The organism is Ensifer sp. Root954 (assembly GCF_001429005.1).
GTDB classification, from domain to species: domain Bacteria; phylum Pseudomonadota; class Alphaproteobacteria; order Rhizobiales; family Rhizobiaceae; genus Ensifer; species Ensifer adhaerens.
The window spans coordinates 390,944-406,730 of sequence record NZ_LMJM01000025.1; the positions used below are offsets into that span (position 1 = coordinate 390,944).

The 15,787-nt window shown below is 62.6% G+C and carries 17 protein-coding genes; 11 read left to right on the forward strand and 6 right to left on the reverse strand.

Annotation, left to right across the window (positions count from 1 at the left end; genetic code table 11):
- Positions 1-33 precede the first annotated feature (33 nt).
- Positions 34-633 (reverse strand): GNAT family N-acetyltransferase, encoded by a 600-nt coding sequence (locus ASE71_RS21195; protein WP_320410626.1) that lies wholly within the window; start codon positions 631-633, stop codon positions 34-36.
- Positions 634-665: 32 nt separating this feature from the next.
- Positions 666-1,040 (reverse strand): DUF4180 domain-containing protein, encoded by a 375-nt coding sequence (locus ASE71_RS21200; protein WP_060516069.1) that lies wholly within the window; start codon positions 1,038-1,040, stop codon positions 666-668.
- 389 nt (positions 1,041-1,429) lie between these two features.
- Between ASE71_RS21200 and napE the strand changes: the two genes are divergently transcribed.
- The 8 genes from napE (at position 1,430) to ASE71_RS21240 (ending at position 8,499) form a co-directional block, all read left to right on the forward strand.
- A complete protein-coding gene (gene napE, locus ASE71_RS21205) occupies positions 1,430-1,618 on the forward strand; it encodes a periplasmic nitrate reductase, NapE protein (protein ID WP_034793129.1) in 189 nt (62 codons plus the stop codon).
- Positions 1,619-1,627: 9 nt separating this feature from the next.
- Positions 1,628-2,128 (forward strand): ferredoxin-type protein NapF, encoded by a 501-nt coding sequence (gene napF / locus ASE71_RS21210; RefSeq protein ID WP_034793131.1) that lies wholly within the window; start codon positions 1,628-1,630, stop codon positions 2,126-2,128.
- Positions 2,121-2,405: a chaperone NapD gene (locus ASE71_RS21215; RefSeq protein WP_034793133.1), complete on the forward strand. Its 285-nt coding sequence runs from the start codon at positions 2,121-2,123 to the stop codon at positions 2,403-2,405. Before napF ends, ASE71_RS21215 begins: the two co-directional genes overlap by 8 nt.
- On the forward strand, positions 2,402-4,909 hold the full coding sequence (gene napA, locus ASE71_RS21220) for a periplasmic nitrate reductase subunit alpha (protein WP_060516070.1): 2,508 nt from the start codon (positions 2,402-2,404) through the stop codon (positions 4,907-4,909). The genes ASE71_RS21215 and napA overlap by 4 nt, the downstream gene beginning before the upstream one ends.
- Positions 4,910-4,953: 44 nt before the next feature.
- Positions 4,954-5,409, forward strand: coding sequence for a nitrate reductase cytochrome c-type subunit (locus ASE71_RS21225; RefSeq protein WP_089043553.1), 456 nt, complete (start codon positions 4,954-4,956; stop codon positions 5,407-5,409).
- Between the two features lie 4 nt (positions 5,410-5,413).
- Complete coding sequence (locus ASE71_RS21230) at positions 5,414-6,112, forward strand: NapC/NirT family cytochrome c (RefSeq protein WP_034793141.1); 699 nt, start codon at positions 5,414-5,416, stop codon at positions 6,110-6,112.
- A 594-nt stretch (positions 6,113-6,706) separates the two neighbouring features.
- On the forward strand, positions 6,707-7,129 hold the full coding sequence (locus tag ASE71_RS21235; RefSeq protein WP_060516071.1) for a YciI family protein: 423 nt from the start codon (positions 6,707-6,709) through the stop codon (positions 7,127-7,129).
- 521 nt (positions 7,130-7,650) lie between these two features.
- The gene (locus tag ASE71_RS21240; protein ID WP_060516072.1) at positions 7,651-8,499 is read left to right on the forward strand and encodes a hypothetical protein; all 849 of its coding nucleotides are present in this window, start codon (positions 7,651-7,653) and stop codon (positions 8,497-8,499) included.
- A 106-nt stretch (positions 8,500-8,605) separates the two neighbouring features.
- Here the strand turns inward: ASE71_RS21240 and ASE71_RS21245 are convergent, their stop codons facing one another.
- Positions 8,606-10,543 (reverse strand): elongation factor G, encoded by a 1,938-nt coding sequence (locus tag ASE71_RS21245; RefSeq protein ID WP_060516073.1) that lies wholly within the window; start codon positions 10,541-10,543, stop codon positions 8,606-8,608.
- Between the two features lie 329 nt (positions 10,544-10,872).
- Between ASE71_RS21245 and ASE71_RS21250 the strand changes: the two genes are divergently transcribed.
- Positions 10,873-12,312 carry a DUF1254 domain-containing protein gene (locus ASE71_RS21250; RefSeq protein WP_060516074.1) on the forward strand — a complete coding sequence of 480 codons (1,440 nt, stop codon included), beginning with the start codon at positions 10,873-10,875 and terminating at the stop codon, positions 12,310-12,312.
- A gap of 63 nt (positions 12,313-12,375) precedes the next feature.
- Here the strand turns inward: ASE71_RS21250 and ASE71_RS21255 are convergent, their stop codons facing one another.
- On the reverse strand, positions 12,376-12,720 hold the full coding sequence (locus ASE71_RS21255) for an antibiotic biosynthesis monooxygenase (protein WP_034793159.1): 345 nt from the start codon (positions 12,718-12,720) through the stop codon (positions 12,376-12,378).
- Between the two features lie 125 nt (positions 12,721-12,845).
- Here ASE71_RS21255 and ASE71_RS21260 point away from each other — a divergent pair, with 125 nt between their 5' ends.
- On the forward strand, positions 12,846-13,733 hold the full coding sequence (locus tag ASE71_RS21260) for a LysR family transcriptional regulator (protein ID WP_060516075.1): 888 nt from the start codon (positions 12,846-12,848) through the stop codon (positions 13,731-13,733).
- Between the two features lie 116 nt (positions 13,734-13,849).
- The gene (locus ASE71_RS21265; protein ID WP_060516188.1) at positions 13,850-14,620 is read left to right on the forward strand and encodes an adenylate/guanylate cyclase domain-containing protein; all 771 of its coding nucleotides are present in this window, start codon (positions 13,850-13,852) and stop codon (positions 14,618-14,620) included.
- 3 nt (positions 14,621-14,623) lie between these two features.
- Here the strand turns inward: ASE71_RS21265 and ASE71_RS21270 are convergent, their stop codons facing one another.
- Both ASE71_RS21270 and ASE71_RS21275 read right to left on the reverse strand, forming a co-directional pair.
- Complete coding sequence (locus ASE71_RS21270; protein ID WP_060516076.1) at positions 14,624-15,190, reverse strand: hypothetical protein; 567 nt, start codon at positions 15,188-15,190, stop codon at positions 14,624-14,626.
- Positions 15,191-15,409: 219 nt separating this feature from the next.
- The gene (locus tag ASE71_RS21275; protein WP_060516077.1) at positions 15,410-15,745 is read right to left on the reverse strand and encodes a hypothetical protein; all 336 of its coding nucleotides are present in this window, start codon (positions 15,743-15,745) and stop codon (positions 15,410-15,412) included.
- Between the last annotated feature and the right edge of the window lie 42 nt (positions 15,746-15,787).

Here is a 15,787-nt window from a genome sequence, read left to right on the forward strand (position 1 = left end):
CGCAAGAGACGGACCGCACCGACACGCCGCCGCTCAGCGATCGGCACCCGACCGATTGCGCCACGCCTCTGACGCGAGGCTGTAGCTCTGGTGGAGGATCTCTTCGCCCCTCGAGCGGGAGGCCTTCCGCATGGTTTTCTCAGGGCGAAAGCCGAGCTTGAGCAGGACCTTGCCGGAGGCCGGATTGTCGGCCGCGTGGCCTGATTTCAGCCTCGCGAGCCCGACCTGCTCGAAGGCGAAGGACACCACTGCCTGCGCCGCCTCGAAGGCATAGCCCTGGCCCCAGCTTGGCTTCTCCAGCCAGTAGCCGAGTTCGCCTTCTTCGCCGTCGATCTCGTCGAGATCGACCAGGCCGATCATGTGGCCTTTGCGCTCGATGGCAAATCGAAAGGCCGTGCCGGCGATCCATTCCTGCCGGTGCACACCGAACCAGCCGGTCATGTCGTCGGGATCGGGTGGAAACTGCGCCATGCGTAGCATCCTCGTGACGTCCCAATCCGACTGGATCTCAAAGGCGCGCTGCGCATCGGCGGGCGTTGTCGGGCGCAGCGCGAGTCGATCGGTCGTCAGCGTTACCGCGGGGCGATTTCCAGTGTTCGCCGCGGATGGGCGCATTGTCAGAGGTTTCCCCATCGATCCGCACTGATCGTCAGACACTACCGCGTTCAGGCGGTCGGCAAACGCTCGAGCCGGGCGCGAAGCGTTTCGAAATCCGGCACGAACCAGATCGAATCACCCTTGTTCGTTTCGCGCACGAAATCGGTCAGCGCCTTGCTGGCTTCGAGCCTGGTGCTGATATCGCCGACGATGGCGAGTCGCATGCGGTAGTTGACGAATTTCTGGAACACCTCGCCGGCGACGCGGGTCGAAAGATCGAGGAAATGGGTACCCAGCCGTTCGACCGGGACTGCCAGCAAGTCGGCCTCATGCGCCCAGCCGTCGCCAAGAAAATCATTGGCGTCGCCCGGTGCCGCAAGCAGAGGGCCATCGACAGCGCATTGCAGCACGCGCGCGGTTCCGATTTCGATCAGCTGTGTCATGCGCCAAGAAGTAGGCTGCAAAGCCCAGGGTTGCAAGGGCTGTTGCCTCGGGTTCTGCCGTCGGGGCAGGTTGCGCTCGCCGCCGGCAGGATTGGTCCCGTATCCGCATGTCCGGCTGGTTCGGCCGAGCGGCCATAAGGCGATGTATTTCTAGAAATATATCGATATTCGCAAAAACTGATTGGCGTCCGCAAGTTATGCCGGAACGACGCGTGAGAATTTCTCGGGAATTCCGGTGCCAGTTTTCTGTCAATTTGACACAGATCAATGACCCCTTCTGTTCGGCATTTACTCTGAGGCACGGTGAAAAGCTGTCATCGGCCGGTCACGGGATTGATTTTTATTTCCGGTGGCGCATCTTACCTTGGATTGTGTTGGGGGACGCAGGAATGCCGGAAGTCGTTCAGGCACAGCCGATCGAAAAGCCGCCGCGCTCGCGACGCGCGGAGCTGATTACCTTCTTCGTGCTCGCCTTCGGCATCTGGCCGATCGTCGCCGTCGGCATTGTCGGCGGCTATGGTTTCCTCGTCTGGATGCTGCAGATCATCTTTGGCCCGCCGGGCCCGCCCGGGCATTGAGGTCGAGCCATGAAGGTCGAACCTCTCTCACGCCGTGAATTTTTTACCGGCCGCGCTGCCGCAAAGCCCGTCCGCATCCGCCCGCCGGGCGTTTCGGAACTCAGCCTTGCCGCCTGCACCGGTTGCGGCGCCTGTGCGGAGCGATGTCCCACCGCCATAATCCGTCTTTCTGACGGTCTTCCCTTCGTCGACTTTTCGGGCGGCGAATGCACCTTCTGTGGTGCCTGCGAGGAAGCCTGTCCCGAGCCGGTATTCACCGAGAAGGCCGTGCGCCGTTTCCCGCATGTCGCCGCGGTCACCGATACCTGTCTCGCGCGCCGTTACATTGCCTGCCAGTCCTGCGGCGAAAGCTGTCCGGAGCAGGCGATCCGTTTTCGCCCGCGTATCGGCGGGCCGTTTCTGCCTGAGATCAACGAAGACCGATGCACCGGCTGCGGCGCCTGCCTCAGTGGCTGCCCGGTGAGTGCGATTGCAGTGAAGGCATTGGAAGTGGAGGTGGCGCATGTCTGAGGCCGCAGCGGCAAAGGCGGGTACGCCCTATCACATTTCGAGCGCCGTGGTCGCCACGATGCCGCAGAGCACCGAAGCGATCCTGGCGACGCTCGCGGGAATGGAAAACGTCGAAATCCATGGCCATGGCGGCGGCAAGATCGTCGTCGTCATCGAAGGCAGAAGCACGGGCGCGCTCGGCGAACGGCTGACTCAGATCTCGCTGCTCGACGGGGTGATCTCGGCCAACATGGTTTTCGAGCATGTGGAAATGGAAGAGGAAGGGCAGGAGCCATGAGCGGAGAACTGACGCGGCGTGACATTCTGAAGGCCCATGCGGCCGGCATCGCCGCCGCCACGGCCGGCATTGCGCTGCCTGCCGCCGCACAGCCGGTGCCGGGCGGCGTCAACGCGCTGGAAATCAAGTGGTCCAAGGCGCCGTGTCGCTTCTGCGGCACGGGCTGCGGCGTGATGGTGGGCGTGAAGGAAGGCCAGGTTGTCGCCACCCACGGCGACATGCAGGCCGAGGTCAACCGCGGTCTCAACTGCATCAAAGGCTATTTCCTTTCCAAGATCATGTACGGCAACGACCGCCTGACGACGCCGCTCTTGAGGAAGCGCGGCGGCACTTACGCCAAGGATGGCGAGTTCGAGCCCGTCAGCTGGGACGAGGCCTTCAACGTCATGGCCGAGCAGGCAAAGAAGGTGCTGAAGGAGAAAGGCCCGACGGCCGTCGGCATGTTCGGCTCTGGCCAATGGACGATCTTCGAGGGCTATGCGGCGACCAAGCTGATGCGGGCGGGCTTCCGTTCCAACAATCTCGATCCCAATGCCCGCCACTGCATGGCGTCCGCCGCCGTCGCCTTCATGCGCACCTTCGGCATGGACGAGCCGATGGGCTGCTACGACGACTTCGAGAACGCCGATGCCTTCGTGCTCTGGGGCTCGAACATGGCGGAGATGCACCCGATCCTCTGGACCCGTGTCGCCGACCGGCGTCTCGGCCAGCCGCATGTGCGCGTCGCGGTACTTTCGACCTTCACCCATCGCAGCATGGACCTGGCCGATATCCCGATCGTCTTCAAGCCAGGCACCGACCTCGTCATCCTCAACTACATCGCCAACCACATCATCACGACCGGCAAGGTCAACGAGGACTTCGTCAACAAGCACACGAAGTTTGCTCGCGGGGTCACCGACATTGGCTATGGTCTCCGGCCCGACAACCCGGTCGAGGTGAATGCCGCAAACTCCAAGGACCCCGGCAAGACCGAGCCGATGGATTTCGAGGCGTTCAAGGAGTTCGTTTCCGAATATACGCTGAAGAAGACCGCCGAGATGACCGGCGTCGATCCGGAGTTCCTGGAGCAGCTGGCCGAGCTTTATGCCGACCCGAGCCGCAAGGTCATGTCGCTCTGGACCATGGGCTTCAACCAGCATGTGCGCGGTGTGTGGGCCAACCAGATGGTCTACAATCTGCATCTTCTGACCGGAAAGATCTCCGAGCCCGGCAACAGCCCGTTCTCGCTGACCGGGCAGCCGTCTGCCTGCGGCACGGCGCGCGAGGTCGGCACCTTCGCCCATCGCCTGCCTGCCGACATGGTGGTGACCAATCCCGAGCACCGCAAGCACGCCGAAGAAATCTGGCGCATTCCGCACGGTATCATTCCGGAAAAGCCCGGCTACCACGCCGTGCAGCAGGACCGGATGCTGAAGGACGGCAAGCTCAATTTCTACTGGGTGCAGGTCAACAACAACGTCCAGGCGGGGCCGAACACCGCCAACGAGACCTGGCAGGGCTATCGCAACCCGGACAATTTCATCGTCGTTTCCGATGCCTATCCGACGATCACGGCGATGAGCGCCGACCTGATCTTGCCCGCCGCCATGTGGGTGGAGAAGGAAGGGGCCTACGGCAATGCCGAGCGGCGCACCCATGTCTGGCACCAACTGGTGCAAGCGGGCGGCGAAGCGCGCTCGGACCTCTGGCAGATGGTGGAGTTTTCCAAGCGCTTCACCACCGACGAGGTGTGGCCGAAGGAGATCCTCGACGCCAGCCCCGAATATCGCGGCAAGACGCTGTTCGAGGTTCTGTTCAAGAACGGCGAAGTCGATCGTTTCCCGCTGACCGATGTCAGCGCCGAATACGACAACAACGAAGCCAAGGATTTCGGCTTCTACATCCAGAAGGGGCTGTTCGAGGAATATGCCACTTTCGGACGCGGCCATGGTCATGATCTGGCGCCCTACGACACCTATCACGAGGTGCGCGGGCTGCGCTGGCCTGTGGTCAACGGCCAGGAGACGCGCTGGCGCTACCGCGAGGGCTTCGACCCCTATGTGAAGCCGGGCGAGGGCGTGAAGTTCTATGGCAACAAGGACGGCAAGGCGATCATCCTTGCGGTGCCCTACGAGCCGCCGGCCGAATCCCCCGACGACGAATACGATACCTGGCTGGTGACCGGCCGCGTGCTGGAACACTGGCACTCGGGCTCGATGACCATGCGGGTGCCGGAACTCTACAAGGCGTTTCCGGGCGCGCGCGTCTTCATGAACGCGGAGGATGCCCGCAAGCGCGGCATCAACCAGGGCATGGAAGTGCGCATCGTCTCGCGCCGCGGCGAGATCCGCTCGCGCGTCGACATCCGCGGCCGCAACCGCATGCCGCCCGGCGTCGTCTTCGTTCCCTGGTTCGACGCCAGCCAGCTGATCAACAAGGTTACCCTCGACGCCACCGATCCCATCTCCAAACAGACGGATTTCAAAAAATGCGCGGTCAAGATTCTTCCCGTCACCCTCTAGGGTGGTCACGGCTGGTTCGGGCCGTTGCCAAACGGCCCGCATGGATGGCCCTTGCGGCTGGCCTTCTGATGTTCGTCACGACGGCGGCCGTCGCCCAAGTGGCGGAAAAACTGGTGCCGCAGCTCGAAGGGCCGACGCCGCAGATGGCGACGGAAGCGGCGGCACCGCTGCCGAAATGGGTGGTCGATGACAAGCGCAAGATGCGCGCCTATCCCGACCAGCCTCCGGTCATTCCGCATTCGATCGAGGGCTATGAGCTTTCGGTCAATGCCAACCGATGCCTGTCCTGTCACAAGCGCGAGTTCACGCAGGATTCGGGTGCGCCGATGATCAGCGTCACCCACTACATGACGCGCGATGGGCAGATGATCGCCGACGTTTCGCCCCGGCGTTACTTCTGCACCGCCTGCCACGTGCCGCAGGCCGATACCAGCCCGCTGGTGCCGAGCAATTTCAAGGACATGAGCGAACTGGGCTTCAAGCCGGCCGGAAGCGAGTGACGACATGATCGCATGGATCAGGAAAATCATCCTTTGGGCCTGGGGCATCATGAAGACGCCGGCCGGCACGCTCGGTCTTGGCTTCCTCACGCTCGGCGGCTTCATCGGCGGCGTCATGTTCTGGGGTGCATTCAACACGGCGCTGGAACTCACCAACACCGAAAAGTTCTGCACCTCGTGCCATGAGATGCACGACAACGTCTATCAGGAGCTGACGCGCACCATCCACTTCTCCAACCGCTCGGGCGTGCGCGCCAGTTGCCCGGATTGCCACGTGCCGCACGAATGGACCGACAAGATCGCCCGCAAGATGCAGGCTTCGAAGGAAGTCTGGGGCAAGATCTTCGGCACGATCAATACCAGGCCGAAATTCCTCGAGAAGCGGCTGGAACTGGCGCAGCACGAATGGGCGCGCATGAAGGCCAATGACAGCCTTGAATGCCGCAACTGCCATTCCTCCGTCGCCATGGACCTGCAGAAGCAGACGCAGCGGGCGGCCGAGATCCACACCCGCTATCTGCTCTCGGGCAAGGCCACCTGCATCGATTGCCATAAGGGCATCGCCCACGAGCTGCCCAACATGGAAGGCATCGATCCAGGCTGGAAGATGCCGCCGGAACTGGAGGGCAAGAAGATGGCCAATCAGACGCCGATCGATGATCTCCGGCAGGCGATGGCGGATCTGCATATGCAGGCGCAGTAAGACGCGCCGGCCCACCTGAGCCGCATTGAATTCTCCAGGGCCATGCCGGTGCGGTGTGGCCCTCTTTTTTACGGTTCTTGGGCAGTGCGTCCTTCATTCCTGTGCTTGTCACAGGAATTCAGCCGCGTCGCGTCGGCGGCGCGAGGGACCTGGTTCCCAAGAGGCGTCGTGCCAAGACCGTACTTCCCACCGTGCCGACGCACGGCTGCTGGATCTCTGTGACGAGCACAGAGATGAGGGTGGGTGGGGGCCGGCCTCGTGCCAAGCCGCCAGATGAGGGGAGTGGCTTGGGGGTTCTTGAGCCAACGGCGCACGTTCGGATCTGCGGCGATGGACTTGTCGAGCAGCGCTTTTCTCTCTTCATTTCTGCCAGTTCTTTTTTTCTGAAAAATATTCGACACCGCTGTCGGCGCCGACATTTCCCGTTCGTCATTTAGGCAGGGAGGCAATCTGGCTTCCTCCACCGGAGCGGGATAGGAAAAAAATCCGCGCGGGTCTTTCGCCCGCAGCCTGCTCTCACTATTTGGGTTTCACCACGCCGGCACCCCCAGAGGTCACGAGGACCGGGACTGGCGTGACAGAGGAGAATGGACAATGCGCGTAGTGGTTTTTGTAAAGGCGACCAAGGACAGCGAAGCGGGCAACATGCCCTCGACCGAGCTGCTGGAAGCCATGGGCAAGTACAACGAGGAACTGGTCAATGCCGGCATCATGCAGGCGGGCGAGGGGCTGCATCCCTCGTCGCGTGGCGCCCGCGTCGCCTTCGACGGCGCCGACCGCATGGTCATCGATGGCCCCTTTGCCGAGACCAAGGAACTGGTCGCCGGCTTCTGGATCTGGACCGTCAAGGACATGGCCGAGGCAATCGCCTGGGTGAAGCGCTGCCCGAACCCGATGCCGGGCCCGAGCGAAATCGAAATCCGCCCGGTCTTCGAGATGGAAGATTTCGGCGACTTGGTGACGCCGGAGATCGCCGCCCAGGACGAGCGGCTGCGCGAGAAGATCGCCAACCAGTAAGGGCTGTTAGCCGAACCTTGGGGTGGCCTTACCCATCTCCTCAGGTTTAACCCGAGAGCTAACTCTGCTTGCCCCTCACCCTAACCCTCTCCCCGCAGGCGGGGAGAGGGGACGAGCCCGGATCGCAGCGTTTTCGAACGCGGTCGCAACGAGCGTCAAATGCGTTTGGTCCCAGGCAGACCAATTAGACCGGGGTGTAAACTGGACCGCCATAAAGCTGTGGCGCCTGTTGCCACGGGAGGGAGTGCCACGCATGTCCTTCTTCCCGCCAAGCGGGGCGAAGGTTGCCGGCAGGCCGGATGAGGGGCAAGCCGCTCACCGCGGGCTGTGAGACAGCCGCTGATGTGGCGCGGTCAGAGTGTGGCGCGGCGCGCGCGGGACGAAGGCCGTCCGCGGGATGAACGGCTGCCACAGTGTCCGAATCGTGTCGACGTTTGCAGGACGTCTGCTCCGCTTCCCGTAGAGATTGTATTAACCGTGTTCGTTTACCTTATTTCCGGGGTTTGAACCGGAGTGGGGCAATGGTCAGGACGAGCAGTTTCGTCATTTTTCTTCTTTCAAGTGTTTCGATTGCGGCTGCTGCCGATATCGACGGTCCGCTGGTGGGGCCGCAGGATGCCTATGAAGTGCCGGTGGAGCAGGCGTCGGGCGGCATCGTCGGCTACGTCGAGACGTCCTACGGCGCGGCCGTGGACTCGCCCGGCGATATCGATGCGGATGCATGGGACTTGCGCGGTGCGGTGAACTTCGACGCCGGCGCCGGCTTCAACCTGCAGGTCGATCTCGGCTACACGCGCGCCTCCTTTGAGGATATCGACACGAACAGCTATGACGGCGCGCTGCACGGCTACTACCGCAATGATCTCTTTGCGGCAGGCGTCTTCGTGCAAGGCGCACGCCTCGACCCGGGCATCGGCCTCGACCTCAACGATTACATGGGTGGCGTCGAAGCGGCCTACTTCCTTGATACCTGGACGCTGCATGGCGCGATCGGCTATGGCCAGGCGAGTGTGGAAGACTTCGACGACATCGATGCCGATCATTACATGGGCTCGCTCGGCGCGCGCATCTACGCGACCGACAACCTGCGCTTCGACGTCGACGGCTCGCTGCATCGCATGAGCGAAAACGACCTGGATTACGACCTGCGCAGCGTCAAGCTGACGGCCAACTACCGGCTGGACGCTTTCCCCGTCACGCTCTTTGCCGGCTACAAATACACCAACGAAGAGCTTTCAGGGCTGAGCGATTCGGTTTCCGGCGACACCAGCACCCTTTTCGGTGGCCTGCGCTTCTCCTACGGTTCGACGACGCTCAAGGAAGAAGAGCGCCTCGGCCCGGTCTGGTCCAGCAATCGCCTGGCGTTCTGATCGGCTTGGCAGGCGGCAGCATTTTGCGCCGCTGCCAGCCAGGTACAATCATCAAGCAAGAGCATGGTGGCACCGCGCGTCTGAAGAGGCGCGCGGTGTTCTTATGTTATCGCAGGCTCCGGAGATAATTGGCCCGATCGAACGGGTTCGCGCCCAACCGGGGCCGGGAAGGCTGCGTGCCTGCGATCGGCGCGTAGTGATCGAAGCTGTTTTCGAGCACGCCGGCGCCGCTGGTGAGCCCCGGCAACTGCCGCTGGACGCCCTGGACGTTGGCCGATGCGATCGTTCCGGCAAGCCGGGCGACGCCGCCTTCGATGATCGAATCCGTCGTCGACGCGCCTGACTTGGCGAGCAGCGTGTGAATGGCCGTCAGGACGGACGCGGGCGCTTCAAGGCGGAAGCTGTCGATCGGCTCGCAGACGACCGTTCCGGCCGAAGACAACGCCTCGGCGAGCACCAGCGGCGTCAGCCGGCGAAAATCGACGGCGGTGCTGGCCGGCGAGGTCTGGCGCGCCGCTGTCATGGCGACGTGGCAATCGATCACCTGCCAGCCGAAGAGCCCGGCCTTCAGCGTCTCGGCGACGGCCTCTTCGACCGCCCGGTAGAAGCTTGCGGGCATCTGGCCGACATCAACCTCCAGGGCAAAACTGTTGCCCGCTGCCGCCGGCCGCGGTTCGATCCTGAGGCCGACGGTCGCAAGGAAGGGGTTCGGCTCGCGGAAGATGATCTCGATGCCGGTTCCGTTGCCAAGGGGCCGTTCGACGCAGATGACCGTGCTTTCCTCGAAATGCGCCTCCAGCCCGAAATCGGCCGACAGGGTGGCCTCGATCACCTCCTTCTGCACCTCGCCATAGAGCGAAACGAACATCTCGCTGGCATCGTCGCTGGTGCGCAGGTTGATGAACGGGTCCTGTTCGGCCAGTTGCTGAAGGGCAAGCCACAGCGCCGTGTTGTCCGAAGGGCGCCTCGGCCGCACGAGGGTTTCGAGCGTCGGCGGGGCGAAGTGAAACGTCGCGGCACGCCTTCCGTCGACGCCGACCCAATCACCGATGCGGGCATGGGCAAGCCCGCCCACCTTGGCGATGCGGCCGGCTGTCACCTGGTCCACCTTTTCCAGCCGACCCTGGTCGAAGAGCTGGATGCTGGTCACCTTCGCCGCGCCGCCGGAAAGGACGAGATAGTCGCGCGTGGCGACGGTGCCGGACGTCAGGTTGAGAAAGGCGAGCTTTTCACCGCCCCAGCCGCGCTCGATCTTGAAGATCCGGCCTTCGACCGGCGCATCCGGGGCGGGTGCCTTCGCCGGCAACAGCGTCTCGATCGCGGTGATCAGGCCCGGCACGCCGACGCCGGTCATGGCGATGCCGCAATAGACCGGGTGCAGAAGGCCTTCGGCAAGCTGCGTCGCCAAGGCCTTCCGCAGCCGCTCGACAGTCAGACGCTGCGGTGCCAGCACATAATCGTCGAGCAAGGCTTCATCATTGGCGGCAAGCGCCTCCGAAAGTGCCGAAAAATGCGGTTCCTGCGCAAAGTCGATCGGCTCGGCTCTCGCGTGTCGGCTGCCGGCCTCGACCGCCGCCGACATGATGACGGGGCGGACCGAGAGTTGGCTGGCGATCTCTTCGACCACTTCGGCGGGACGCGCCCCCAGGCGATCGATCTTGTTGACGAAGAACAGGAAGGGGACGCCGAGGCGGCGCAGGGCGCGCACCAGCACGCGGGTCTGCGCCTGCACGCCTTCCACCGCCGAGACGACCACGACGGCGGCATCGAGCGATTGCAGCACGCGCTCGACCTCGGCGATGAAGTCCGGATGCCCGGGGGTGTCGATGAGGTTTACGACCAGATCGCCAAGCCTGAACGACACGACGGAGGCGGCAATGGTGATGCCACGCTGCCGTTCGAGTTCAAGGCTGTCGGTCTGGGTATTGCCGCTATCGACGCTGCCGAGCCTGTCGATCGCGCCGGTGTCAAAAAGGAGTCTTTCCGTAAGGCTAGTCTTGCCTGCATCCACGTGGGCGAGGATGCCCAGATTCAATGTGCGCATATCCCATCAGCTTCTCAAAAATTCGGATCTGGGTTTCTTGAGAAGTGACTCGGCGCATCGGGGCCTCCAGACTTGAGCTTCTTGCGGATCGCGCAACCCACGGCAGGCGAGGGTGCTCGTGAAATCTAAGGACGCCACAGGAAGGGCGTCAAGCGCCGCCTGACAACTCCGACGCGGTGTTGCAGATTTGCTGGTGTGGCCGGGGCCACCGAAAAATGGCGATGCTCCCGCTTCGGGCGGTCACGCGAGGACAGGCCGAACACAATGTCTGGTCGTACTTATTAGTATATGCTAACTTCCTCCCGCCAAAGAAAAAGGGGGAGGCAAACATGGACATGACCCGTCGCGCCGTCGCTTTGGGCGGCGCCGGCCTGCTTGCATCAGCATCGTTCTTACCTGCGAACGCGCTGGAATCGCCGCTTTTCGATCCGGTCGAGGCTGCCGATGATTTCTGGCTGGCGGTGGAAGCCTATATCTACGGCTACCCACTGGTGACGACGGAAATGACCCGCCGGGTGGTGACCAATGTGGCCAAGCCCGAAGGCAGCAAGGGGCCGATGGGCCACGTCATCAAGCTGCGTGAATATCCGAACGCATCCTTCAAGGATGTCACCGCGCCGAATGCCGATACGCTGTACACGACAGCCTTCGTCGATGTGGGCAAGGAGCCGTGGGTGCTGTCGATCCCCGACATGAAGGATCGCTTCTTCCTGTTTCCGATGCTCGACGGCTGGACGACGGTGTTTCAGGTGCCAGGCAAGCGCACGACCGGCGGCGGGGCGCAGGCCTATGCCATTACCGGGCCGGGCTGGCAGGGAAGCCTTCCCGACGGCGTGACCGAATACAAATCGTCAACCGGCATCGTCTGGATCCTCGGGCGCATCTATTGCGATGGCACGCCGGAGGACTATGCGGCGGTGCATGCACTTCAGGACGAGTGCAAGCTTTGTCCGCTCAGCGCCTATGGCAAGGACTGGACGCCGCCGGTCGGCAAGGTCGATCCGTCGATCGACATGAAGACGGCGGTGCGCGAGCAGGTCAATCGCATGGATGCGGTCGAATATTTCACGCTTCTTTGCGAGTTGATGAAGACCAACCCGCCGACGGCGGCGGATGGCGAGGCGATCGCCAAATTTGCCGAAATCGGCATCGTGCCGGGCCAGGACTTCGACAAGAGCAAGCTCGATGCCGCCTTCGTCTCGCGCATCCCCGTCATGGCGTTCCATCGCATCATGCTGCACTTCAAGTTCAGCGATGGTGACATCCAGAACGTCAACGGCTGGGGCTTCACCACCAAGACCGGCATCTACGGCACCAACTATCTGCAGCGGGCGCTGATCACGGCGATCGGGCTTGGCGCCAATCGTCCGCAGGATGCGATCTATCCGACGTCGCTGAAGTCCAGGGACGGCCTGGTTTCCCGCGCCTATCACGGCTCCAACAAATACGTCGTCACCTTCCCCAAGGGGCAATTGCCGCCGGTGCGCGGCTTCTGGTCGATCACCATGTACGACGAGAACTATTTCTTCGTCGACAATCCGCTCAACCGCTATTCGATCAGCGCCCGCGTCAGCCCCAAGGCCAATGCCGACGGTTCGACGCAGATCTACATCCAGAATGAATCACCCGGCAAGGACAAGGAAAACAACTGGTTGCCGGCACCGAAGGGCAAGTTCATCCTGATGATGCGGCTCTATTGGCCCGACGACAGCCCGCCTTCCATTCTCGACGGGTCGTGGCTCATCCCGCCGGTGAAGAAGGCGGGATGACAGGGGCGAAAGAGTCCCTGCGTCTTCGCGTGAAGGCGCAGGGCGTGGCGATCAGGCTGCGGCTCAGCGCTTCGGCAGCACGAGATCGCCGACCGTATAGATGTGAAACTCGCTGCGGGAGACTTCGTCCAGCTTGCGGAACTTCTCCGCGAACACCGGATCGGAGAAGAACTCATCGACATTTCCGGTGCCCTGGATCGCCTCGACATTGACGACGGTCTCGCCGTCGGTGCTCTTCGACAGCGTGCTCCACAGAAAACCTTCCTTCCGTTCGGCAACGTAGTGCACGACGTCCTGGATGACGGCGAAGGCTTCTTCCTGCTTGCCGGGATGGGCGTGGATGACGTTGACGACGAAGGTCGTCGGAACGGGGGACGCCGAGAAAGTGGGGGTAGGGATCGTTGTCATGCTTCTCTCCATTTAAACGCCGCGGCGTATCGACCGCGACGGCATCTGGATATCGGGAGAGAAATAGCGGATAAACGAGCGCGTATTCTCATCACTTCGGAAAATAATTCCGTAATCGGGGCGCGATGGACAAGCTCGGAACGCTCAGCATTTTCATTCAGGTGGCAGAGGCGGGCAGCTTCGTGGCCGCCGGGCATCGCCTAGGGCTTTCAGGTTCGGCCGTCGGCAAGGCGATCGCGCGGCTCGAAGACGAGATGGGCGTGCGCCTCTTCAACCGGTCGACGAGAAGCATGGCGCTGACCGAGGACGGCAGCTTCTTTCTCGACACCTGCCGCCGCATCCAGTCCGAATTCGAAACGGCCCAGGCGCAACTGTCACGCTCGCATGCGACGCCGCGCGGGCAATTGCGCGTCAGCCTGCCGCTCGCCGGCATGCTGCTGATGCCGACCATATCGGACTTCATGCGCGCCTATCCGCTGATCAATCTTGATCTCGATTTCACCGATCGGCTGGTCGATGTGATCGAGGAGGGCTTCGATGCGGTCATCCGCACCGGCGACGTGAAGGATACACGCCTGATGAGCCGCAAGCTCGGGACGTTCCGGCACCGGATCGTCGCTTCGCCGGAATATCTCGCGGCTCATGGGCGGCCGGAGGTGCCGGAGGACCTGCTTGGGCACCGCTGCCTTCATCACCGCTACGCCAATTCCGGCCGCCTTGAACCCTGGCCGATCGTTCGTGACGGGCGTGAGGTGAAGCTGGACCTGCCTGTGACCACGGTGGCGAGTACGCTCGACCCCTTGATCTTTCTTGCGGAGCGCTCCTTCGGCATCACCTGCCTGCCGCCCTTTGCCGTGTCGCCTGAACTGGCGGAAGGCAAGCTGGTCTCGCTGCTGGAAGATTACCTTCGCGAAACCGGCACGTTCCGCGTGCTTTGGCCGACCAATCGCTATCTTTCGCCAAAGGTGCGTGCCTTCGTCGATTTCATGGCGGAGAACCTGTTTGCCGCGTGACGGCCGGGCGGCACGGAACGTTCCCCCGGCGTCGATCCAGCCGTTGCTAAAGTGCTGCAAATGTCCGAAGCTTCGCTGACGCCATCGGGTCATGCGAGCCGGAGCAGATGCGCACCATGACAGACGCCTCTTCCATTCAGCCTGCCGCCAGCCATGATGCCCGCATCTGCCGGGGATGCTGGGACCAGATGCATGTGCCGATCCCGATCCGCGGGCCCTTGGCGCTGCCGTTCCGTGCCTTCGGTATTACCCGCAGCAAGATGAACCCGAACATCTGTACGATCTGCGAGCGCTCCTTCCGTTACGTAAAGAAGCAGAGTCACGTTGCGGCAAGTGCCACAATCCTGTTTGCCGACATCCGCGGGTTCACACATCTTTCGGAGCGGATCGAGCGGGTGCGCTTGAGCCAGATCGTCAGCCTGTTCCAGGATCGTTGCGCCCAGGCGATCTGGGCGCATGACGGCATCGTCAACAAGCAGATGGGCGACGGGCTGATGGCGATCTTCAACTTTCCGATCATCCGGAAAGACCATGCGCAAGCGGCGATCATGGCAGCACGCGATATCCAGCGTCTCTGCGCCGATGCACTCGGCCGCCTCGACCTCGACGACCTCGGCGAACGGCCGCTCGGCGTGGGCGTCGGCATTCATTCGGGCGAGGTCGAGATCGGCGAGTTCTCGACATTCCGCAGCGATTTCACCGCGATCGGCGGCACGGTCAACCTGGCCTCTAGGCTCGAATCCCAGGCCGAGGCGGGCGAGATTATCGTCTCGACCGAAACGGCGGGCCAGGCCGGGGAGCTGGCGTCAGGAGCGGCGACGCGGCTGCTGACGCTAAAGGGCATCGATCAGCCGGTCGCGGCGCGGGTCATCGCAAAGCAGAGCTGAGGCTCATTTGATCTTCCTGACGTCGCTGGCGATGAGGCCCCATTTCCAGCCGCGTCCGCTGATCGCCACCCGATCACGGGGCCAAAGACTGTCTCGAAGTTCGGACGAGTACCCGCAGAGCTGATCTGCCTGAAACGGCGGCTCGATGAGTTCGATGGAGTTCCAGCATTTTTTGGAACGGGCCATCGAGGCGACGGTGTAGATGCGCTCGACGTGGTTGCCCGCGACCAATGCGCCGGCCATCGGAACGCCCATCGTTACGATGATGTACCCCATCGCGAAGCCGAGGAACGGCACTATGGCGACAAACAAGGCTGTCTTTGGATCGGCGTAGGCATAATTCATGGAGTCCGGGCTGGTCGCGACCGCCAACAGGATCAGCGCGGAGCCACAGGCGCCGCCGATCAGAGCGGCTGTCCGGGTCAACTCCATCCATTCAGGTGAGGGGATATAGAGGTATCCGACAAACGCGCCAAGCATAGGGAGTGCAAAGAGCAAGAAGCAGGTTACGACGACATAACGCAGAAGCTTGGTGAAGAGTGGCTCTTTCGCAGGCTCAGGTGCGTCCATGGGATGTTCCGGATATGGGGCAGGTCGGTGGGCGGCAACCGTGCGATTGCGGACCAAGACGTCCCTCACCATCCGGCATCTCAAGACATAAGCTGTTTTCGATTGTGCATCAATATCGTCGCAACGTTCGGTTATTGTCGATCCGGGGAAGCGCGACCGAGCGAGGCAGGGCGAACTGCCCGCCGGGCGCGATGTGGCTTCCGTCCACGGATCGCCTACCTACATCGCACCTTCGTCGGTCAACGACATCACCTCGGCGACCTTGCCGCGGGAGACGAGGCAGCGCCACTTGGCGCGCTCGGGGCCGACGCCGATGATGACTTGCGTGTTGGCCTGCGACATCTCTGAGCTCAGCGTCGCAATGTCGGGGTTGTTGGTCTGCTTGACGACGGCCTGTTCGCAGGCGCGCTCGTCGGTCGGGTTTCCGCCGCGAAGCGCCGCTGCGGTCGCCTCCGATGTCGAGGGACGTGGAGGCGACGACGAGGATGACTGGGAGCAGGCCGACAGGCTGAGGAGAGCGAGAAGTGACGCGGTCGCGTAAGTCAAATGTCGCATGGACGTTCTCTCTCCATCTGGCGGCGGCGTGCGGATCAACGC